At 69.6% G+C, this 16,347-nt stretch carries 16 protein-coding genes; 12 read left to right on the forward strand and 4 right to left on the reverse strand.

The features are described from left to right. Window positions 1-58: 58 nt before the first annotated feature. Both QYS60_RS23015 and QYS60_RS23020 read right to left on the reverse strand, forming a co-directional pair. The gene (locus tag QYS60_RS23015; RefSeq protein WP_371384351.1) at window positions 59-1,174 is read right to left on the reverse strand and encodes an acyl-CoA dehydrogenase family protein; all 1,116 of its coding nucleotides are present in this window, start codon (window positions 1,172-1,174) and stop codon (window positions 59-61) included. Window positions 1,175-1,198: 24 nt separating this feature from the next. After that, entirely contained in the window at window positions 1,199-2,377 is a 1,179-nt protein-coding gene (locus QYS60_RS23020) for an acyl-CoA dehydrogenase family protein (RefSeq protein WP_371384352.1), read from the reverse strand. 179 nt (window positions 2,378-2,556) lie between these two features. On the opposite strand from QYS60_RS23020, the gene QYS60_RS23025 reads away from it, so the two are divergent. The 12 genes from QYS60_RS23025 to QYS60_RS23080 all read left to right on the forward strand — a co-directional run bounded on the left by QYS60_RS23025 (window position 2,557) and on the right by QYS60_RS23080 (window position 14,293). After that, a complete protein-coding gene (locus QYS60_RS23025; protein WP_054371605.1) occupies window positions 2,557-2,742 on the forward strand; it encodes a ferredoxin in 186 nt (61 codons plus the stop codon). 118 nt (window positions 2,743-2,860) lie between these two features. Further along, a complete protein-coding gene (locus QYS60_RS23030) occupies window positions 2,861-3,805 on the forward strand; it encodes a 3-oxoacyl-ACP reductase (RefSeq protein WP_371384353.1) in 945 nt (314 codons plus the stop codon). 465 nt (window positions 3,806-4,270) lie between these two features. Next, window positions 4,271-5,035, forward strand: coding sequence for an ABC transporter permease (locus QYS60_RS23035; protein WP_003939591.1), 765 nt, complete (start codon window positions 4,271-4,273; stop codon window positions 5,033-5,035). Window positions 5,036-5,055: 20 nt separating this feature from the next. Then, a complete protein-coding gene (locus QYS60_RS23040) occupies window positions 5,056-5,904 on the forward strand; it encodes an MlaE family ABC transporter permease (RefSeq protein WP_371384354.1) in 849 nt (282 codons plus the stop codon). A 4-nt stretch (window positions 5,905-5,908) separates the two neighbouring features. Further along, a complete protein-coding gene (locus tag QYS60_RS23045; protein WP_371384355.1) occupies window positions 5,909-7,087 on the forward strand; it encodes an MCE family protein in 1,179 nt (392 codons plus the stop codon). A 57-nt stretch (window positions 7,088-7,144) separates the two neighbouring features. Continuing rightward, entirely contained in the window at window positions 7,145-8,164 is a 1,020-nt protein-coding gene (locus QYS60_RS23050; RefSeq protein WP_371384356.1) for an MCE family protein, read from the forward strand. Further along, a complete protein-coding gene (locus QYS60_RS23055) occupies window positions 8,161-9,219 on the forward strand; it encodes an MCE family protein (RefSeq protein ID WP_289380726.1) in 1,059 nt (352 codons plus the stop codon). The genes QYS60_RS23050 and QYS60_RS23055 overlap by 4 nt, the downstream gene beginning before the upstream one ends. Beyond that, window positions 9,216-10,544, forward strand: a complete 1,329-nt coding sequence (locus tag QYS60_RS23060; RefSeq protein ID WP_289380727.1) for an MCE family protein — start codon at window positions 9,216-9,218, stop codon at window positions 10,542-10,544. Before QYS60_RS23055 ends, QYS60_RS23060 begins: the two co-directional genes overlap by 4 nt. Next, window positions 10,541-11,776: an MCE family protein gene (locus QYS60_RS23065; RefSeq protein ID WP_371384357.1), complete on the forward strand. Its 1,236-nt coding sequence runs from the start codon at window positions 10,541-10,543 to the stop codon at window positions 11,774-11,776. The genes QYS60_RS23060 and QYS60_RS23065 overlap by 4 nt, the downstream gene beginning before the upstream one ends. Beyond that, on the forward strand, window positions 11,773-13,188 hold the full coding sequence (locus tag QYS60_RS23070) for an MCE family protein (protein WP_289378407.1): 1,416 nt from the start codon (window positions 11,773-11,775) through the stop codon (window positions 13,186-13,188). The genes QYS60_RS23065 and QYS60_RS23070 overlap by 4 nt, the downstream gene beginning before the upstream one ends. Next, complete coding sequence (locus QYS60_RS23075) at window positions 13,188-13,718, forward strand: hypothetical protein (protein ID WP_371384358.1); 531 nt, start codon at window positions 13,188-13,190, stop codon at window positions 13,716-13,718. Before QYS60_RS23070 ends, QYS60_RS23075 begins: the two co-directional genes overlap by 1 nt. Continuing rightward, window positions 13,715-14,293: a twin-arginine translocation pathway signal gene (locus QYS60_RS23080; protein ID WP_371384359.1), complete on the forward strand. Its 579-nt coding sequence runs from the start codon at window positions 13,715-13,717 to the stop codon at window positions 14,291-14,293. Before QYS60_RS23075 ends, QYS60_RS23080 begins: the two co-directional genes overlap by 4 nt. 6 nt (window positions 14,294-14,299) lie before the next feature. On the opposite strand, the gene QYS60_RS23085 is transcribed toward QYS60_RS23080, so the two are convergent. Together QYS60_RS23085 and QYS60_RS23090 are read right to left on the reverse strand one after the other, a co-directional pair. Further along, the gene (locus QYS60_RS23085) at window positions 14,300-14,824 is read right to left on the reverse strand and encodes a response regulator (protein WP_289378411.1); all 525 of its coding nucleotides are present in this window, start codon (window positions 14,822-14,824) and stop codon (window positions 14,300-14,302) included. After that, the gene (locus QYS60_RS23090; protein WP_289378412.1) at window positions 14,821-16,311 is read right to left on the reverse strand and encodes a trehalose-6-phosphate synthase; all 1,491 of its coding nucleotides are present in this window, start codon (window positions 16,309-16,311) and stop codon (window positions 14,821-14,823) included. The genes QYS60_RS23085 and QYS60_RS23090 overlap by 4 nt, the downstream gene beginning before the upstream one ends. Window positions 16,312-16,347 lie beyond the last annotated feature (36 nt).

Below are 16,347 nucleotides of genomic sequence, written 5' to 3' on the forward strand. Positions count from 1 at the left end.
GGGGCATCCTGGCGGCTCGGCGTGCCGGCCGAGGTGCCGGTTCCGCTGGTCGGGACTGTCACGCGGGTGTTTCCGCGAGGGACGCGCCCAGGGCCCGCAGCTGTGCGGTGGCCGAGCCGAGGTGGAATTCGTGGTGCTTGGCGGCCAGGAAGTAGCGGTGCACGGGATGGTCCTCGTCCAGGCCCACGCCGCCGTGGACGTGGACGAGCGTGTGTGCGACGCGGTGCCCGGCTTCGGCGGCCCAGAACGCGGCGGTACGCAGTTCCCCGGTGTCGGGCAGCCCGGCGTCGGCGCGGAAGGCTGCCTGCCACAGGGTGAGCCGGGCGCCCTTGACGTCGATGTAGGCGTCGGCGAGTCGCTGGGCCACCGCCTGGAAGCTGCCGATCGGCCGATCGAACTGCACCCGCTCGCGCGCGTACTCCGCGGTGAGCTCGAGCGCCCGGTCGAGCACCCCGTACTGGTATGCGGCCGAACCGAGAAGTCCGCGATCGCGCAGCCACGCCGTGATCGCGCGGCCGTCGGTGCCGAGCACGCGGTCGCCGGGGACGACGGCCGCGGCCAGGGTCAGCGTCCCGAGACAACCTCGGCCCGTGTCGTACTGACGGGTCACGCTCACCCCGGGATCGTCGGGGCGCACGAGGAGCACGGTGACGCCGTCCGAGGTCGCCACCGGGACGAGGAACAGGTCCGCGGCCGGGGCCGCATCGACGAGGATCTTGGTGCCGTCGACGGTCCAGCCCGCGTCGGTGCGACGTGCCGTCGTGGTCGGCGACGTGGGGTCGTCGTTCAGTTCCTCCTCGAGGGCTGCGGTGAGGATCTGCTCGCCCGTGGCGGCGGGTTCGCCCCAGTCGTGACGCTGTGCGTCGCTGCCGAACTCGGCGAGGGCGGCGGCGGACACGACGATCGAGGACAGGTAGGGGACGGCGGCGACACCGCGTCCGAGTTCGGCGAGGATGCTCGTCTGCTCGAGCGGACCGAAGCCGTCGCCGCCGACGGATTCGGGCAGTGCCGCGCCGAGGATGCCCGACGAGGCGAGCGCATCCCACAGGGTGTGGTCGATGCGGTCCTCGGCGGCGTCGAGCCGGCGCAGATGGTCGTTGGTGGCGATGTCGGTGACGATGCGGCGGGTGAGCCCGGCGAGGTCCTGCTGCGCCTCGGTGAGGGTGAAATCCACGGCCTTGGTCCTTCCGGGGGAGTGTCAGCGCTTGGCGGGCGGCAGGCCGAGGGCGGTCATCGCGATGATGTCGCGCTGGACCTCGTTGGTGCCGCCGCCGAAGGTGAGGATGAGGGAACTGCGATGCATCCGCTCGAGCCGGCCCCGCAACAGCACGCCCGGCGAGTTCTGCCGCAGCGTGGCCGACGGTCCGAGGATCTCCATCAGCAGCCGGTACGCCTCGGTTGCGAACTCGGTGCCGAACACCTTGTTCGCCGACGCCGGGGCGGGCCCGAGCGGCGCGGCGCCGGAGGCGATCTCCCAGTTCATCAGTTTCAGGTACTCGGCCTGGGCGTGGACGCGGGCCAGGTTGATCCGTACCCATTCCTGATCGAGGACGCGGCGGCCGTCGGGCAGGCGGGTGTGCTGCGCCCACTCGCGCACTTCCTGCAGCGCGGTGAGGATCGGGCCCGCGGACGTGAGTGCGACGCGTTCGTGGTTGAGCTGGTTGGTGATCAGCGCCCAACCGCCGTTCTCCTCGCCGACGAGTGCGGAGGCCGGGACGCGCACGTCCTGGTAGTAGGTGGCGCTGGTGTCGGGGCCGGCCATGGTGTGCACGGGGGTGTAGGAGAACCCCTCGGCAGTGGTGGGCACGATGAGGACGCTGATGCCCTTGTGCTTGCGCGCGGCCGGGTCGGTGCGGCACGCGAGCCACACGTAGTCGGCGTAGGCGATCAGGCTCGTCCACATCTTCTGGCCGTTGATCACCCACTCGTCGCCGTCGCGGACGGCGGTGGTGCGCAGCGACGCGAGATCCGTGCCCGCTTCGGGTTCGGAGTAGCCGATGGAGAGGTGCAGCTCGCCGGCGGAGATCTTCGGCAGGTAGAACTCCTTCTGCTCGGGTGTGCCGAAGTGCATGATCGTCGGCGCGACCGAGTTGATGGTGAGGAACGGGACGGGAGCGCCGGCGATGGCGGCCTCGTCGGTGAAGATGAGCTGGTCCATCGCCGAACGGTTCTGGCCGCCGTACTCCTCCGGCCAGCCGAGGGTGAGCCAGCCGTCCTTGCCCATCTGCTGGACGACCTCCCGGTACACGTTGCCGGCACCGTACTCGCCCGTCGTCGCGGCGAGCGCCTCCCGCCGTTCGGGTGTCATCAGGTCGGCGAAGTAGGCGCGCAACTGCGCGCGGAGTTCCTCTTGCTGCGGGGTGTACGCGATGTCCACGAACCGCTCCGTTCGTCGGGTAGGCAGCTGGTCGACGGCCGAGGACCGCGACCGGCTCGGCGATGTTCCCGAATCATTGCACAGAACTGAAACGCGTTCTAGCCTGGATTTCGAGCCGTCGCGTCAGCCCGCGCGACCGGCGCCGGATCGAGTGGGCGAGTGAGAAGCGAGGTCTGTTCATGGAGGTCAAGGTCGACTTCGATCGTTGCGAGGCGAACGGCGTGTGCGTAGGGATTGCGCCCGAGGTCTTCGACTTGAACGACGACGACGAACTGATCGTCACGCGTCCCATTGCGCCGGAGCAGGAGGAGAACGTGCGCACGGCGATCGCGCAGTGCCCCCGCGCGGCACTGAGCGAGGCCTGACGATCCCGCTTGTCAGAAACGAGAACACGTTCTACATTTCTGGTGGTCGCCGGAATCCGCGGCGGCCAGGAACGCGGCGGCCGGGCGGTCGCCCGATATCGCTAGGGAGAACGCGTCGATGAGTGCAACCGGCAACGGTCTCGGCCCCGCGGGAAACGGTGCGGCGGACAACGGCGGCGTGAGTCTCGAGGGCAGGGTTGCCGTCGTCACCGGAGCCGGCGCCGGACTCGGACGCGCGGAGGCCGTCGCGCTGGCCCGGGCCGGTGCTGCAGTGGTCGTCAACGATCTCGCGGCGACGGACGCCGTCGAGGACACCCTCGCCGAGATCCGCGACCTCGGCGCCGATGCGGCCTTCGTGGCCGGCAGCGTCGCCGAACGCGCCACGGCCGACGCCCTGCTCGCGACGGCCCGGGACCGCTTCGGCCGTCTCGACATCGTCGTCAACAATGCCGGCATCGTGCGGGACCGCATGCTGTTCAACATGTCCGACGAGGACTGGGACGCGGTGATCGCCGTCCATCTGCGCGGCCACTTCCTGCTGTGCCGCAACGCGGCGGCGTACTGGCGTGGCGAGTCCAAGAAGGCCGGCGGGCCCGTCTACGGCCGGATCGTCAACACGTCCTCCGAGGCCGGCCTGCTCGGTCCCGAGGGGCAGGCCAACTACGGCGCCGCCAAGGCCGGGATCACCGCGCTCACGCTCTCCGCCGCGCGGGGCCTGTCCCGGTACGGGGTGCGGGCCAATGCCATCTGCCCGCGGGCCCGGACCGCGATGACGGAGGGCGTCTTCGGTGCCGCGCCCGAGGGGGAGGTGGATCCGCTGGCGCCCGAGCACGTCTCGGCGCTGGTCGCCTACCTGGCCTCTCCCGCGGCGGACCGGGTCAACGGCCAGGTCTTCGTCGTCTACGGCCCGATGGTCGCGCTGATGGCCGCGCCCGTCGTCGAGGAGCGGTTCGACGCGGACGTCCGCTGGACCCCGGAGGCCCTCGCCGACCGCGTCGGAGGCTACTTCGACAACCGGGATCCCGCCCGCACCTTCTCGGCCGCGCAGGCGCTCGCCCTTTGAGATCCCGCTAGGTGATACCCGAAGTGACATGCAACGTCGTCCTTCGGTAATATCGCGCCGTCCGGGACCGATCCGGTTAGTGTCGGGCTCGACCCGGGGGGTGCCCCGCCCGGCGCCGTCGCCGGGCGTGCCGGCCGCGATCCGGGGCGCGTGAACAGCGATAGTACCTGTTCTAGTTTCCGGTCTTCGAAATCCTGCGTGAGGCGCCGCGACCCGCCGTGGCCGGATGCTGTGGACGGGTGTCGGGCGCGGGCGTCCCTGTCGGCATCTTCCCAGTTCCAGGCTGAATTTCGGGTTCGTCGTGAGTGCTGCGACGGGGTCGGTGCGGCACGGTTCCCGCCGCGTGGACGATGCCGTGTCGCGACGGTCTTTGACACATGAACACGTTCTAGTTAATATGACGCGGGTCACAAGCTGACCTCTCGTCGGCCGTGGCCGGCGACCGAACGAACGGAGGAGGAGACGGTGGTAGACCTCCTCGAGGTCCCGCTCCGCGCGGTAGGCGGATTCTTCGCGATGACCGGTGAGACCGCCCGGGCGGTGTTCTCCCGGCCCTTCCAGCGACGCGAGTTCGTCGATCAGGCCTGGTTCGTCGCACGGGTGTCCCTCGTCCCGACGGTCCTCGTCGCGGTGCCGTTCACCGTCCTGGTCAGCTTCACCCTCAACATCCTGCTGCGCGAGATCGGTGCCGCGGATCTCAGCGGCGCCGGCGCCGCGCTCGGTGCCGTCACCCAGGTGGGTCCGATGGTCACCGTGCTCATCGTCGCCGGTGCCGGGGCCACGGCCATCTGCGCGGACCTCGCCGCCCGCACCATCCGAGAGGAGATCGACGCGATGCGCGTGCTCGGCATCAACCCGATCCACCGCCTCGTCGTACCCCGGGTCCTCGCCTCCACCGTCGTCGCGCTGCTGCTCAACGGGCTGGTGTGCTCCATCGGCATCCTCGGCGGCTTCGCGTTCTCCGTCTTCCTCCAGGACGTGAACCCCGGTGCCTTCGTCAACGGCATCACCCTGCTCACCGGCTTCGGCGAGCTCATGATCTCCCAGGTCAAGGCCGGGCTGTTCGGCATGATCGCCGGTCTTGTCGCCGCCTATCTCGGCCTCAACGTCAAGGGCGGCGCCAAGAGTGTCGGCGACGCGGTCAACCAGACGGTCGTGTTCGCCTTCATGGCATTGTTCGTGGTCAACCTCCTCGTCACCGCCGTCGGCATCAAGCTGACGGGCGGGTGACCGGCACGGCGGTGATGTAGATGGCAGTGATCTCCTGGCGCTTCCCCCGCGCGCGGCGCCGCATCGCCCGGGCCTCCGACTCCGTGGACCGGCTCGGCGAACAGGCGCTCTTCTTCGGCAAGGCGCTCGGCTACACCCCGCGGGCGCTGCTGCACTACCCGAAGGAGACGGTCCGGCTGATCGCCGAGATCAGCATGGGCACCGGGGCGCTCGCCGTGATCGGCGGCACGGTCGTCATCGTCGGCTTCCTGACCCTGTTCACCGGCGGGATCATCGCCGTACAGGGCTTCAGCTCCCTCGGCAACATCGGCGTCGAAGCCCTCACGGGCTTCTTCGCCGCCTTCATCAACGTCCGCATCGCGGCACCCACCATCGCGGGCATCGGCCTGGCCGCCACCATCGGCGCCGGCTCGACCGCCCAGCTCGGCGCCATGCGGGTCTCGGAGGAGATCGACGCGCTCGAGGTGATGGCGATCCCGTCGATCCCGTATCTCGTGAGCACCCGCGTGCTGGCGGGCATGATCGCGATCGTCCCGCTGTACTCGCTGGCCGTGATCGCCTCGTTCGTCGCCAGCCGCTTCGCCACCGTCGTGCTCTACGGCCAGTCCGCGGGCGTGTACGACCACTACTTCGACACGTTCCTCATCCCCACCGACATCCTGTGGTCGTTCGTGCAGGCCATCGTCATGGCGATCGCGGTCATGCTGATCCACACCTACTACGGATTCAACGCCGGCGGCGGCTCGGTCGGCGTCGGCGTCGCCGTCGGCAACGCGGTGCGGGCCTCCCTGATCGCCGTGGTGACCGTGACCCTGCTCATCTCGCTCGCGGTGTACGGAGCGACCGGCAACTTCAACCTGTCGGGATAGGCGCATGGACACACCCTCCTGGAAGAAGAAACTTGCGGCCCTCGGTCTCGTCGGGGGCCTCACCGTCGCCGTCGTGCTGGCGCTGCTGATGTTCGCCGGTGCCTTCACCGCCACCACCCCGGTCACGGTCACCTCGGCACGGTCCGGCCTGGTGATGGAACCCGACGCGAAGGTCAAGCTGCGGGGAGTCGAGGTGGGCCGGGTCCGGTCCGTGGAGCACACCCCAGACGGTGCGCTGCTGCAGCTCGCGATGGATCCCGGCCAGCTGCACCTGGTGCCGTCCAATGTGCGCGTGGCCATCGAGTCCACCACCGTGTTCGGGGCGAAGTTCGTGAACCTGATCGTGCCGGAAGACCCGTCGCCGGTGCCGCTCCAGGAGGGCGCGATCATCGCGGCCGAGAACGTCACCGTCGAGTTCAACACCGTCTTCCAGCACCTGTCCGACGTGCTCGCGCAGATCCAGCCGGAGAAGCTCAACGCCACACTGGGGGCGATCTCCGAGGCCCTGGACGGTCGCGGCGACACCCTCGGCGCCACCCTCGTCGAGGCCGAGGACTATCTCGCGACGATGAATCCCTCGCTGCCGCAATTGCAGTACGACATCGCCGTGGCTGCCGACGTCACCAACCTGTACGCCGACGTCGCACCGGACGTGATGAACCTGCTCGGCAACGCCACCTCGATCGGCAACACCGTGGTCGACGAGCAGGCCAACCTGGACCTGATGCTGATGAACGTCACCGGCCTGGCGAACACCGGGCGCGACGTCCTCGGCGAGAACGAGACGCAACTGACCTCGGCGCTGGATCTGCTGACGGAGACCACGACGCTGCTCGCCGAGTACTCGCCCGGGCTGCCGTGCTTCATCGTCGGGCTCAACGACGCGCGAATCGCGTTCGAGCCCGTGGCCGGCACCGGCAAGTACCCGGCGCTGATGCTGAGCACGAACTTCCTGGGCGGCGCCACCATGTACGACCACGAGAAGGACCTGCCGGTGGTGGGAGCGTCGGGTGGGCCGAACTGCCACGGGATGCCCGACTTCGATCCCAAGCGTGACGGCCACGCCCCCTTCGTCGTCGCCGACACCCATCCCGTGCCGTTCCACCCCAACACCGAGACGTGGGTGCGGTACCCGACGATCTTCGGTTTCCTGTTCGGCGACATGATCCCGGGAGGGGAGTGAGATGCCGCAGGCGCAGATGCGGACGGACCGGGCGGCACACGAAGGCGGGGTGATCCGGTGAGGCCCACCACGGTCAAGTTCCTCGTCTTCACCGTCGTGATGGTGCTGATCTTCGCGGCGCTGGCGATCGTGTTCAGCCAGGTGCGATTCACCGGCACGCAGACCTATCACGCGACGTTCACCGACGTGTCCGGACTGCAGGCCGGTGACAAGGTCCGCATCGCCGGGGTGCCCGTCGGGTCGGTCGACAGCGTCGACGTCGGACGAGACAATCAGGCCGAGGTGTCGTTCGACGTCGACGCCGAACACACGCTGCTGGTGAGCACCAAGGCCACGGTGCGGTACGAAAACCTCGTGGGCGACCGCTATCTCGAACTGCTCGAGGGGCCGGGGACCGGTGAGACGCTGCCGGCCGGCGGCACGATCCCGGTGTCGCAGACGGAACCGGCGCTCGACCTCGACCTGCTGCTCGGCGGATTCAAGCCGCTGTTGCAGGGCCTCGACGCGCAGCAGGTCAACGACCTGTCCGGCGCGCTGCTCCAGGTCTTCCAGGGTCAGGGCGGCACCCTGGTGTCGTTGCTGGGCAACACGAACTCCTTCACGAACTCCCTCGCCGACCGGGACCGGCTGATCGGCGACGTCATCGACAATCTCAACGCGGTCCTCGCCACCATCGACGAGAACGACCAGCAGTTCACCGAGACCGTCGACCGGTTGCAGACTCTGGTGAGCGGGCTCGCGCAGGACCGCGATCCGATCGGCACCGCCATCCCGCGGATCGCGGCCGGCACCGGTGATCTCGCGTCGCTGCTGCAGAACACCCGGCCGGACCTGCAGTCGGTGATCGCCGAGACCAACCGCACCATGACGCAGCTCGACCTCGGGCGCGGCGACATCAACCGGACACTCGAACGGCTTCCGAACGACTACAAGAAGCTCATCCGGGTGGGGGCGTACGGCAACTTCTTCCAATTCTTCCTGTGTGCCAACACGTTCAAGTTCTCGGGACCGGACGGGACCACCATCCGTTTCACGTCGGCCGAGCAGACGACCGGAAGGTGCGCGAAGATCGAATGAGTCCGATCCGTGAACGCAATCCCGTGCAGGTCGGCCTCGTCGGCCTGTCCGTCGCCGCCGCGACGGTGCTCGCGGGCCTGCAGTACGACCAGTTGCAGTTCCTCTCCGGGGGCCTGACCTACTCGGCGTACTTCGCCGACGCCGGCGGTCTCGTGCCCGGCGACACCGTCACCCTCGCCGGCGTCGACGTCGGCGAGGTCACCGATGTCCGCCTCGACGACCGGCAGGTGCTCGTCGCCTTCACCGTTCGCGACGGCATCGCCCTCGGCGAGGACACCGGCGCCGACATCAAGACGAACACGGTGCTCGGCCGCAAGTCCCTCGCCGTGCAACCCTACGGTTCGGGGACGCTCGACCCGCGCGAACCGATCCCGTCGACACGCACCGACTCCCCGTACTCGCTCACCGACGCCCTCGGCGACCTCACGACCACGGTGTCCGATCTCGACACCGAACAGATCGACGCCTCGCTCGATGCGCTGTCGGATTCGCTGCAGGACACCCCGCCCGAGCTGCGGGGGGCGCTCGAGGGCATGACCAGGCTGTCCCAGTCCGTCAACGCACGCGACGAGTCGCTCGAGGACCTGCTGGCCCGCGCCGAATCGGTGACCGGGATCCTCGCCGAACGCAGCGACCGGATCAACGCGCTCGTGGTGGACGCCAACGCCCTCTTCGGGGAGCTGAGCCTGCGGCGCGACGCGATCACCGAGCTGATCGCGAACATCTCCGCGGTCTCGCGGCAGTTGTCCGCCCTGGTGCAGGAGAACCAGGCGCAGATGGCTCCCACCCTGGACAAGCTCAACGCGGTGACCGCCAACCTGCAGGCGAACAAGGAGAACATCGCCGGCGCCCTGGACGGGCTCGGCCCGTACATCAGCGCGCTCGGCGAGTCCGTCGCGAGCGGTCCGTTCTTCAACGCGTACGTCTCGAACGTCCTGCCCGCGCCGTGGTGGAAGGCTCTGGTGGACAGCATGGTCGCCCCCGAACTGCTGCAGCAGGACCTGCAGGACATCATCCCGAAGAACCCGCCGTCGATCACGAAGGATGGCGAATGAGCACCGATACCCTCGAAGCCCCGGAGGACCGGCCCGGGAAGCGCCGCCGCGTGCTGCTGCCGGTGATCGCCGGTGTCGCAGTGGTGGCGCTGGCCCTCGTGGCGTTCGCCGTGGTGCTGCCCGGCTGGGGCAAGCGCACCGTCAACGCCGAATTCGTCTCCACGAGCGGCCTGTACGAGGGCGACGACGTGCGGGTGCTGGGCGTGAGCGTCGGCAGGATCACCCGCATCGAGCCGGGCGACGACCTGGTACGCGTGCAGATGCAGGTCGACGACTCCGTCGACATCCCGGCCGACGCCAAGGCGGTGATCATCGCGCAGAGCCTCGTGTCCGCGCGTTTCGTGCAGCTGACCCCGGTGTACTCGGGGGGACCGCAGCTCGCCGACGACGCGACGATCCCGGTCGAGCGCACCGCCTCACCGGTCGAATGGGACCAGATCAAGACGGAACTGATGCGCCTGTCCGAGGCGCTCGGCCCCCAGGGGCTCGATCCCCAGGGCTCGCTCGGCCGTTTCATCGACACGGCCGCCGACAACCTCGACGGCAACGGCCTGACCGTCCGCGCCACGCTGCGCGAACTGTCCGACACGATGCACACCCTGTCGGAGGGGCGCACCGACCTGTTCGGCACCGTCCGGAACCTGCAGGCGTTCGTGTCGGTGCTCTCGACCAGCAACGACCAGATCGTGCAGCTCGGTGGCCGGCTCGCGTCGGTCTCGGACGTCCTCGCCGAGAGCTCGGACCAGCTCGGCACCTCGCTTGCGGACCTCGACCTCGCTGTCGGTGACGTGCAACGGTTCGTGCAGGACCACCGGGCTGCGCTGACCGAGTCGGTGCAGCGCCTCGCCGACGCCACCGAGGTCCTCGCCCGCAAACGACCCGAGATCGAACGGGTCCTGCACTCCGGACCGACGTCGCTGGCGAACTTCTACGACATCTACAAGCCCGCACAGGGCTCGCTCACCGGTGCGCTGGCGATCAGCAACCTCGCCAATCCCGTCGAGTTCATGTGCGGGTCCGTGGCCGCGGCGGCGAACGCCACCTCCGACCGCAGCGCGGAACTGTGCCGCCAGCAGCTCGGGCCGGTGCTCCAGTCGCTGGCGATGAACTACCTGCCGGTCATGACCAACCCCATCGCCGCGGTGGAGGCGTTCCCCGACCAGATCCAGTACACCGAACCGGGTCTCGAGGCGGAAGCCGCGGCTGCGGGGCGGGGCACCGCACCCGCGGACGCCGCGCCGCCGGCCGGGCCGCTGCCCGGCCTGCCCACCGTGACGGTTCCCCCCGACCTCGGTGCGCTGCTGCAGCCGGGAGGAGGACGATGAGCACCCGAATCCGGCACTCCCGCCCGGCGCGGCGCTGCGCCGTCGCTGCGACGGTGGTCGCGGCGGCCCTGACACTGACCGGATGCGAGTGGGAGGGCCTGAACTCCCTTCCCCTTCCCGGCACCGCCGGGCACGGCGAGGACGCCTACCAGGTGCGGATCCAGATGCCGAACGTGACCACCCTGACGCAGAATTCGCCGGTGCGGGTGGACGACGTCCAGGTCGGCAGCGTCACCAGGATCGAGGTCGAGGACTGGCACGCCCTCGTGACGGTGGCCCTCGACGGCGACGTCGCACTCCCGGCGAACGCGACGGCGAAAATCGGGCAGACCAGCCTCCTCGGCTCCCAGCACCTGGAACTGGCGGCGCCGGCGGACGAGCCGCCGCAGGGCCGCCTCGAGGACGGCGACCTGATTCCGCTCGAGCGGGCCGGGGTGTACCCGACCACCGAGCAGACGCTGTCGTCGCTGTCGGTGGTCCTCAACGGCGGTGGACTCGCACAGATCGACGACATCACCACCGAGCTGAACGCGGCGCTGAACGGGCGGGAGGATTCGATCCGGAACCTGCTGCCGCGGCTCGACGAACTCGTCGGCACCCTCGACCGGCAGCGCGGCGACATCATCGCCGCGATGGAGGGCATCGATCGCCTGGCATGGACGGTCGACGCGCAGAACGCCACCCTCGTCCGCGCCCTCGACGAGATGCCGGCCGCGCTGAACGTGCTCGTCGACCAGCGCCAGGACCTGACCACCGCGCTCACCTCGCTCGGTGAGATGAGCACCGTGGCCAGCCGGCTCGTCGAGAACAGCGGCGAGGACCTGCAGACCAACCTGCAGGCGCTGGCTCCGACACTGCGGGCGCTCGCCGACTCCGGTAACGCACTGACCGAGGTGCTCGGCGTGCTGTTGACCTATCCGTTCCCGCAGGCCGGCCTCGACCAGATCATCCGGGGCGACTACACGAACCTCGCCATGACCATCGACCTCACCCTCGAACGGCTGGACCTGAACTTCCTCACCGGCACGCCGCTCGCCGGGCGCCTCGCCGGACCGGAAGGCATCCTCGGCCAGGACGCCGGGCTGGCGGCCCAGTCCGCGGACCCGTTCCAGGCCCCGCTCGAGCAGCCGGCCGCCCAACCCGCACCCGGCCCGGCCGGGACCCTGTCGGTCCCCGGCCTGGGTGAGATCACCATTCCGGGGCTGCCCCCGCTGGGGGTGCCGGCGCCGTGATGCTCTCGAAGTTCGTCCGGATCCAGCTCGCGATCTTCGCGGTGCTCACGGTGGTCGGGCTGCTGGTGATGTCGCTGCAGTACGTCAAGCTCCCGCAGCTGTTCGGCGTCGGCCGGTACACGGTGATCGTGGAGCTGACGTCCACCGGCGGCCTCTACCCGCACGCGAACGTCACCTACCGCGGCAACACCGTCGGGGTGGTCGACAAGGTGCAGCTCTCGCCCACCGGGGTGGAGGCGATCCTGTCGATCGACAGTGACCGCGCGATCCCCGCCGATGTCGACGCGGCGGTGCGCAGCGTGTCCGCCGTCGGCGAGCAGTACGTGGACTTCGTTCCGCCGCAGAACGGTTCGAGTGGGGAGTACCTGTCGGACGGCGACGTGATCCCCGCCGACCGCACGTCGGTGCCGCAGGAGGTGGGTGAGCTGCTCGACCAGGCCGACGTCCTGCTCGCCAGCATCAGCGACACCCGGCTGCGCACCGTCGTCGACGAGTCGTTCGACGCGTTCAACGGTTCGGGACCGGACCTGCAGCGCCTGATCGACTCGACCCGCCTGTTCGTGCAGGAGGCGAATGCGGGCAGCGAGGAGACGAAGGTACTGCTCGATCAACTCGGTCCACTCCTCGACACCCAGGTCGTCACCAGCGACGCGATCCGGTCCTGGACCCGGGACATGCTGACGTTCACCGACGGGCTACGGGCCGCCGACACCGACCTGCGGTCGGTACTCGCGAAGGGACCGGGCGCCGCGGCCGAGGCCGAACAGCTGCTGCAGGACCTGCGGCCGACGCTGCCGCTGCTGCTGGCCAACCTGGTCAGCGTCGGGGAGGTCGGGGTGATCTACAACGCCGGTATCGAACAGGTCCTGGTGCTGTACCCGCCGATGACCACGGCCCTGATCACCGCGGCCGGCAGCGGACCGGCAGAGGACGGCGCGGTGGTCGACTTCCACCTGCAGCTGCACGATCCGCCGCCGTGCCTGTCCGGCTTCCTGCCGCCCGAGCAGTGGCGCAGCCCTGCGGACACCACGATGGTGGACACCCCCGGTGATGTGTACTGCAAGCTCCCGCAGTCGGATCCGAATGCCGTGCGGGGCGCGCGCAACCTGCCGTGCATGGAGTTCCCGGGCCGGCGCGGACCCACGCCGGAGGCGTGCCGCAACGGGTACCAGCCCGAGTACCTCGACAATCCGTGGCGGGGCGCGCCGACGCCCGTGCAGTCGGAGGGCGACGTGCCGGTCCCGGCCTCCCATGCGACCGGCACGAGCCCGGCCGCGCCCGCCGGGGTCACGGCGCGGGGCATCGACCCGGCGACGGGGACGTACATCGGTCCCGACGGTACGGTGTACCGCAACGTCGACACCGGCCCCGAGACCAGTTTGGAGACGTACATGAAGGCGCAGCAAGGCTGATGGCAGACGAACAGACCACCCCGACGTCGACGCCGCAGACCGCACCCGCCCGGCCGGGCCGGGTGCTGCCCGCGATCGCGGCCGTGATCGTCCTCGCCCTGGCGGGCGCCGGGGTATGGCTGTGGCTCGACGCGAGAGCCGACCACGACCACGACGCCCGGCGGGCGGCGTACCTGCAGGCCGCGCGGCAGACCGTGCTGAACCTGACCACCATCCACCCGCTGAGCGCGGCAGCGGACGTGCAGCGCCTGCTCGACGGGGCGACCGGTGACTTCAAGGCCGAATTCGAAGGCCGCGAGGGGCCTTTCGTCGACGTGGTGACCAAGGCGAACGTCGACACCACCGGGGAGGTCATCGAGGCCGGCATCCAGACCGAGGACGGCGCCTGCATGTCCTCGCTCGTCGCCGCGCGGTCGATGGTCAGCAACGCGGAACAGACCGAACCCGAACCGCGCGACTTCCGGCTGCGGGTGACGATCTGCGACGAGAACGGCCGGTTGCTCGCCTCGAAGGTGGACTTCGTACCGTGACCGAGAATTCGAAGGAAGACGCCGTGACCCGGACCGACGACACCACGCGTGTGGACGCCGCGGAGAACGCGACGGCCCCGCCCCGCTCCGCAAACGGTCGGCGACGGCTGCTGCTCGCGACCCTCACCGCCGCGGCGATCGTGCTCGCCGGCCTCGTCGGATTCGGCGTGTACGACAAGGTCGAGCGCGACGGCGCCGAGGCCGCCCGGACCGACGCCCTGCAGGCCGCCGAGGAGCAGGCCGTCGCGATGCTCGCGTACGACCACGGCACGGTCGACGAGCAGGTGGCCGCGGCCGCCGACGGGCTCACCGGCGACTTCCGGGACGAGTACACCAACCTGATGAAGAACGTCATCGCCCCCGGCGCGAAGGAGAAGTCGATCACCGTTCAGGTGAGCGTGCAGGCGTCGTCGGTCGTGTCGGCCGAGGCCGACCGGGCGGTAACCTTGTTGTTCCTCAACCAGATCACCACCAGTTCCGTCAATCCCGAAGCGGTCAGCAGCGGCAGTCGTGTGCGTGTCGAACTCGAAAAACACGACGGCCGGTGGCTGGTGAGCCGCCTGACGCCGGTGTGAGCCGGATCAGCGACCGGGCAGGCGCACCATGTGCACGAAGAACCGGTCGATCTGCCGCACGGTGGTAACGAACCTGTCGAAGTCCACCGACTTGGAGACGTAGGCATTGGCCCGCAGCCGGTAACTGCGCACGACGTCCTCCTCGGCGGTGGACGTCGTCAGCACGACGACCGGGATGGACGCCAGGTCGGGGTCGGCCTTGACCGCCTCGAGCACCTGCCACCCGTCGTACTTCGGCAGGTTCAGATCGAGCAGTACCAGCGCCGGCCGCACGGCGTCGGCGTGGTCCCCCCGCCGGTGCAGGAAGTCGAGGGCCTCCGCGCCGTCCCGCACCACGTGCAGGGTGCTGCCGATCTCGTTGGCCTCGAACGACTCCCGAATGATCAGCTCGTCCCCGGCGTCGTCCTCGACGAGCAGCACGTCGAGGGAACCGGTGGGCGTGCGTTGCGCCGGGACGTCGGCCGGCGCCGCCTCGATGCGCTCCGGCGACGGTGGGGAACCGTAGTCCTCGCGGTCCGGTGTGCTCGTCACTCGGGCTCGCCGACCTCCGCCGGCGCGATCAGCGCCGGACCGGCCGCGCCCTGATGGGCGAGCGCGTCGAGGAAGGACCGGGCCCACCGGTCCACGTCGTGGGCGAGGACCTGCCGGCGCAGTGCCCGCATGTGCCGCCGGCCGTCCTCGCGCGGCTGGTTCAGGGCCGCCTCCATCTTGTCCTTGACGTCCTCGAGGTCGTGCGGATTGCACAGGAAGGCCTGGCGCAGTTCGGCTGCGGCCCCGGTGAATTCGCTCAGGACGAGGGCGCCGCCGAGGTCGCTGCGACACGCTACGTACTCCTTGGCGACGAGGTTCATGCCGTCGCGCAGCGGCGTCACCAGCATGACGTCGGCCGCGACGAAGAACGCGATCAGTTCGTCCCGCGGAATGGGCCGGTGGATGTAGTGCACCACGGGCCGGCCCACCTCGGCGTACTCGCCGTTGATCCGGCTGACCGTCTTCTCGATGGCGCCGCGCATCTGCACGTACGACTCGACGCGTTCCCGGCTGGGGGTGGCGAGCTGCACCATCACCGTCTCGGCCGGATCCACGCGCCCCTCGGCGATCAGCTCGAGCAGCGCGTCGAGGCGGACGTCGATGCCCTTGGTGTAGTCGAGCCGGTCGACGCCGAGCATGATGTGCTTCGGATTGCCGAGCTCCTTGCGGATCTGCTTGGCGCGGTCGCGGATCGGTTTGCGGCGGGCCTGCTCGTCGAGCTGCCCGGAGTCGATGGAGATGGGGAACGCCCCGACGCGCACCGCCCGGAACCCCACCTGCACCACCCCGAGTTTCGAGCGCACGCCCACGGTGCCGCGGGAGGTCTGGTGACCGGCCAGCCGGCGCGCCAGGTACAGGAAGTTCTGGGCGCCGCCGGGCAGGTGGAAGCCGATCAGGTCGGCGCCGAGCAGACCCTCGACGATCTCGGTCCGCCACGGCATCTGCATGAACAGTTCCACCGGCGGGAACGGAATGTGCAGGAAGAAGCCGATGGTCAGGTCCGGACGCAGCATCCGCAGCATCTTCGGCACCAGCTGCAGCTGGTAGTCCTGCACCCACACCGTCGCACCCTCGGCGGCGGCCTTCGCGGTCTCCTCCGCGAACCGGCGGTTGACCTCGACGTAGGTGTTCCACCACTCGCGCCGGTACTCCGGCCGGACGATCACGTCGTGGTACAGCGGCCACAGCGTCGCGTTGGAGAAGCCCTCGTAGTAGTCGGCGATCTCCTGCGCGCTCAGCGGGACCGGATACAGCTCGAGGCCGTCCTCGACGATGGGGTCGAGTTCGGCGTCGGCGACACCGGCCCAGCCGACCCACGCTCCGCGGTTGCTGCGCAGGATCGGCTCGAGCGCGGTGACGAGGCCACCCGGGCTGCGCTTCCACCGGGTCGAGCCGTCCGCAAGACGCTCGAGGTCGACGGGCAGGCGGTTCGCGACGACGACGAAGTCCGAACCACCCGCGCGCGTCGGCTCCTCAGCTGCAACCACGTGGTGCCCCCTGTCCTTGTCCGACTGTCCCTGTCC

The organism is Rhodococcus sp. GXMU-t2271, from assembly GCF_041414735.1.
GTDB classification, from domain to species: Bacteria; Actinomycetota; Actinomycetes; order Mycobacteriales; family Mycobacteriaceae; genus Rhodococcus; species Rhodococcus indonesiensis.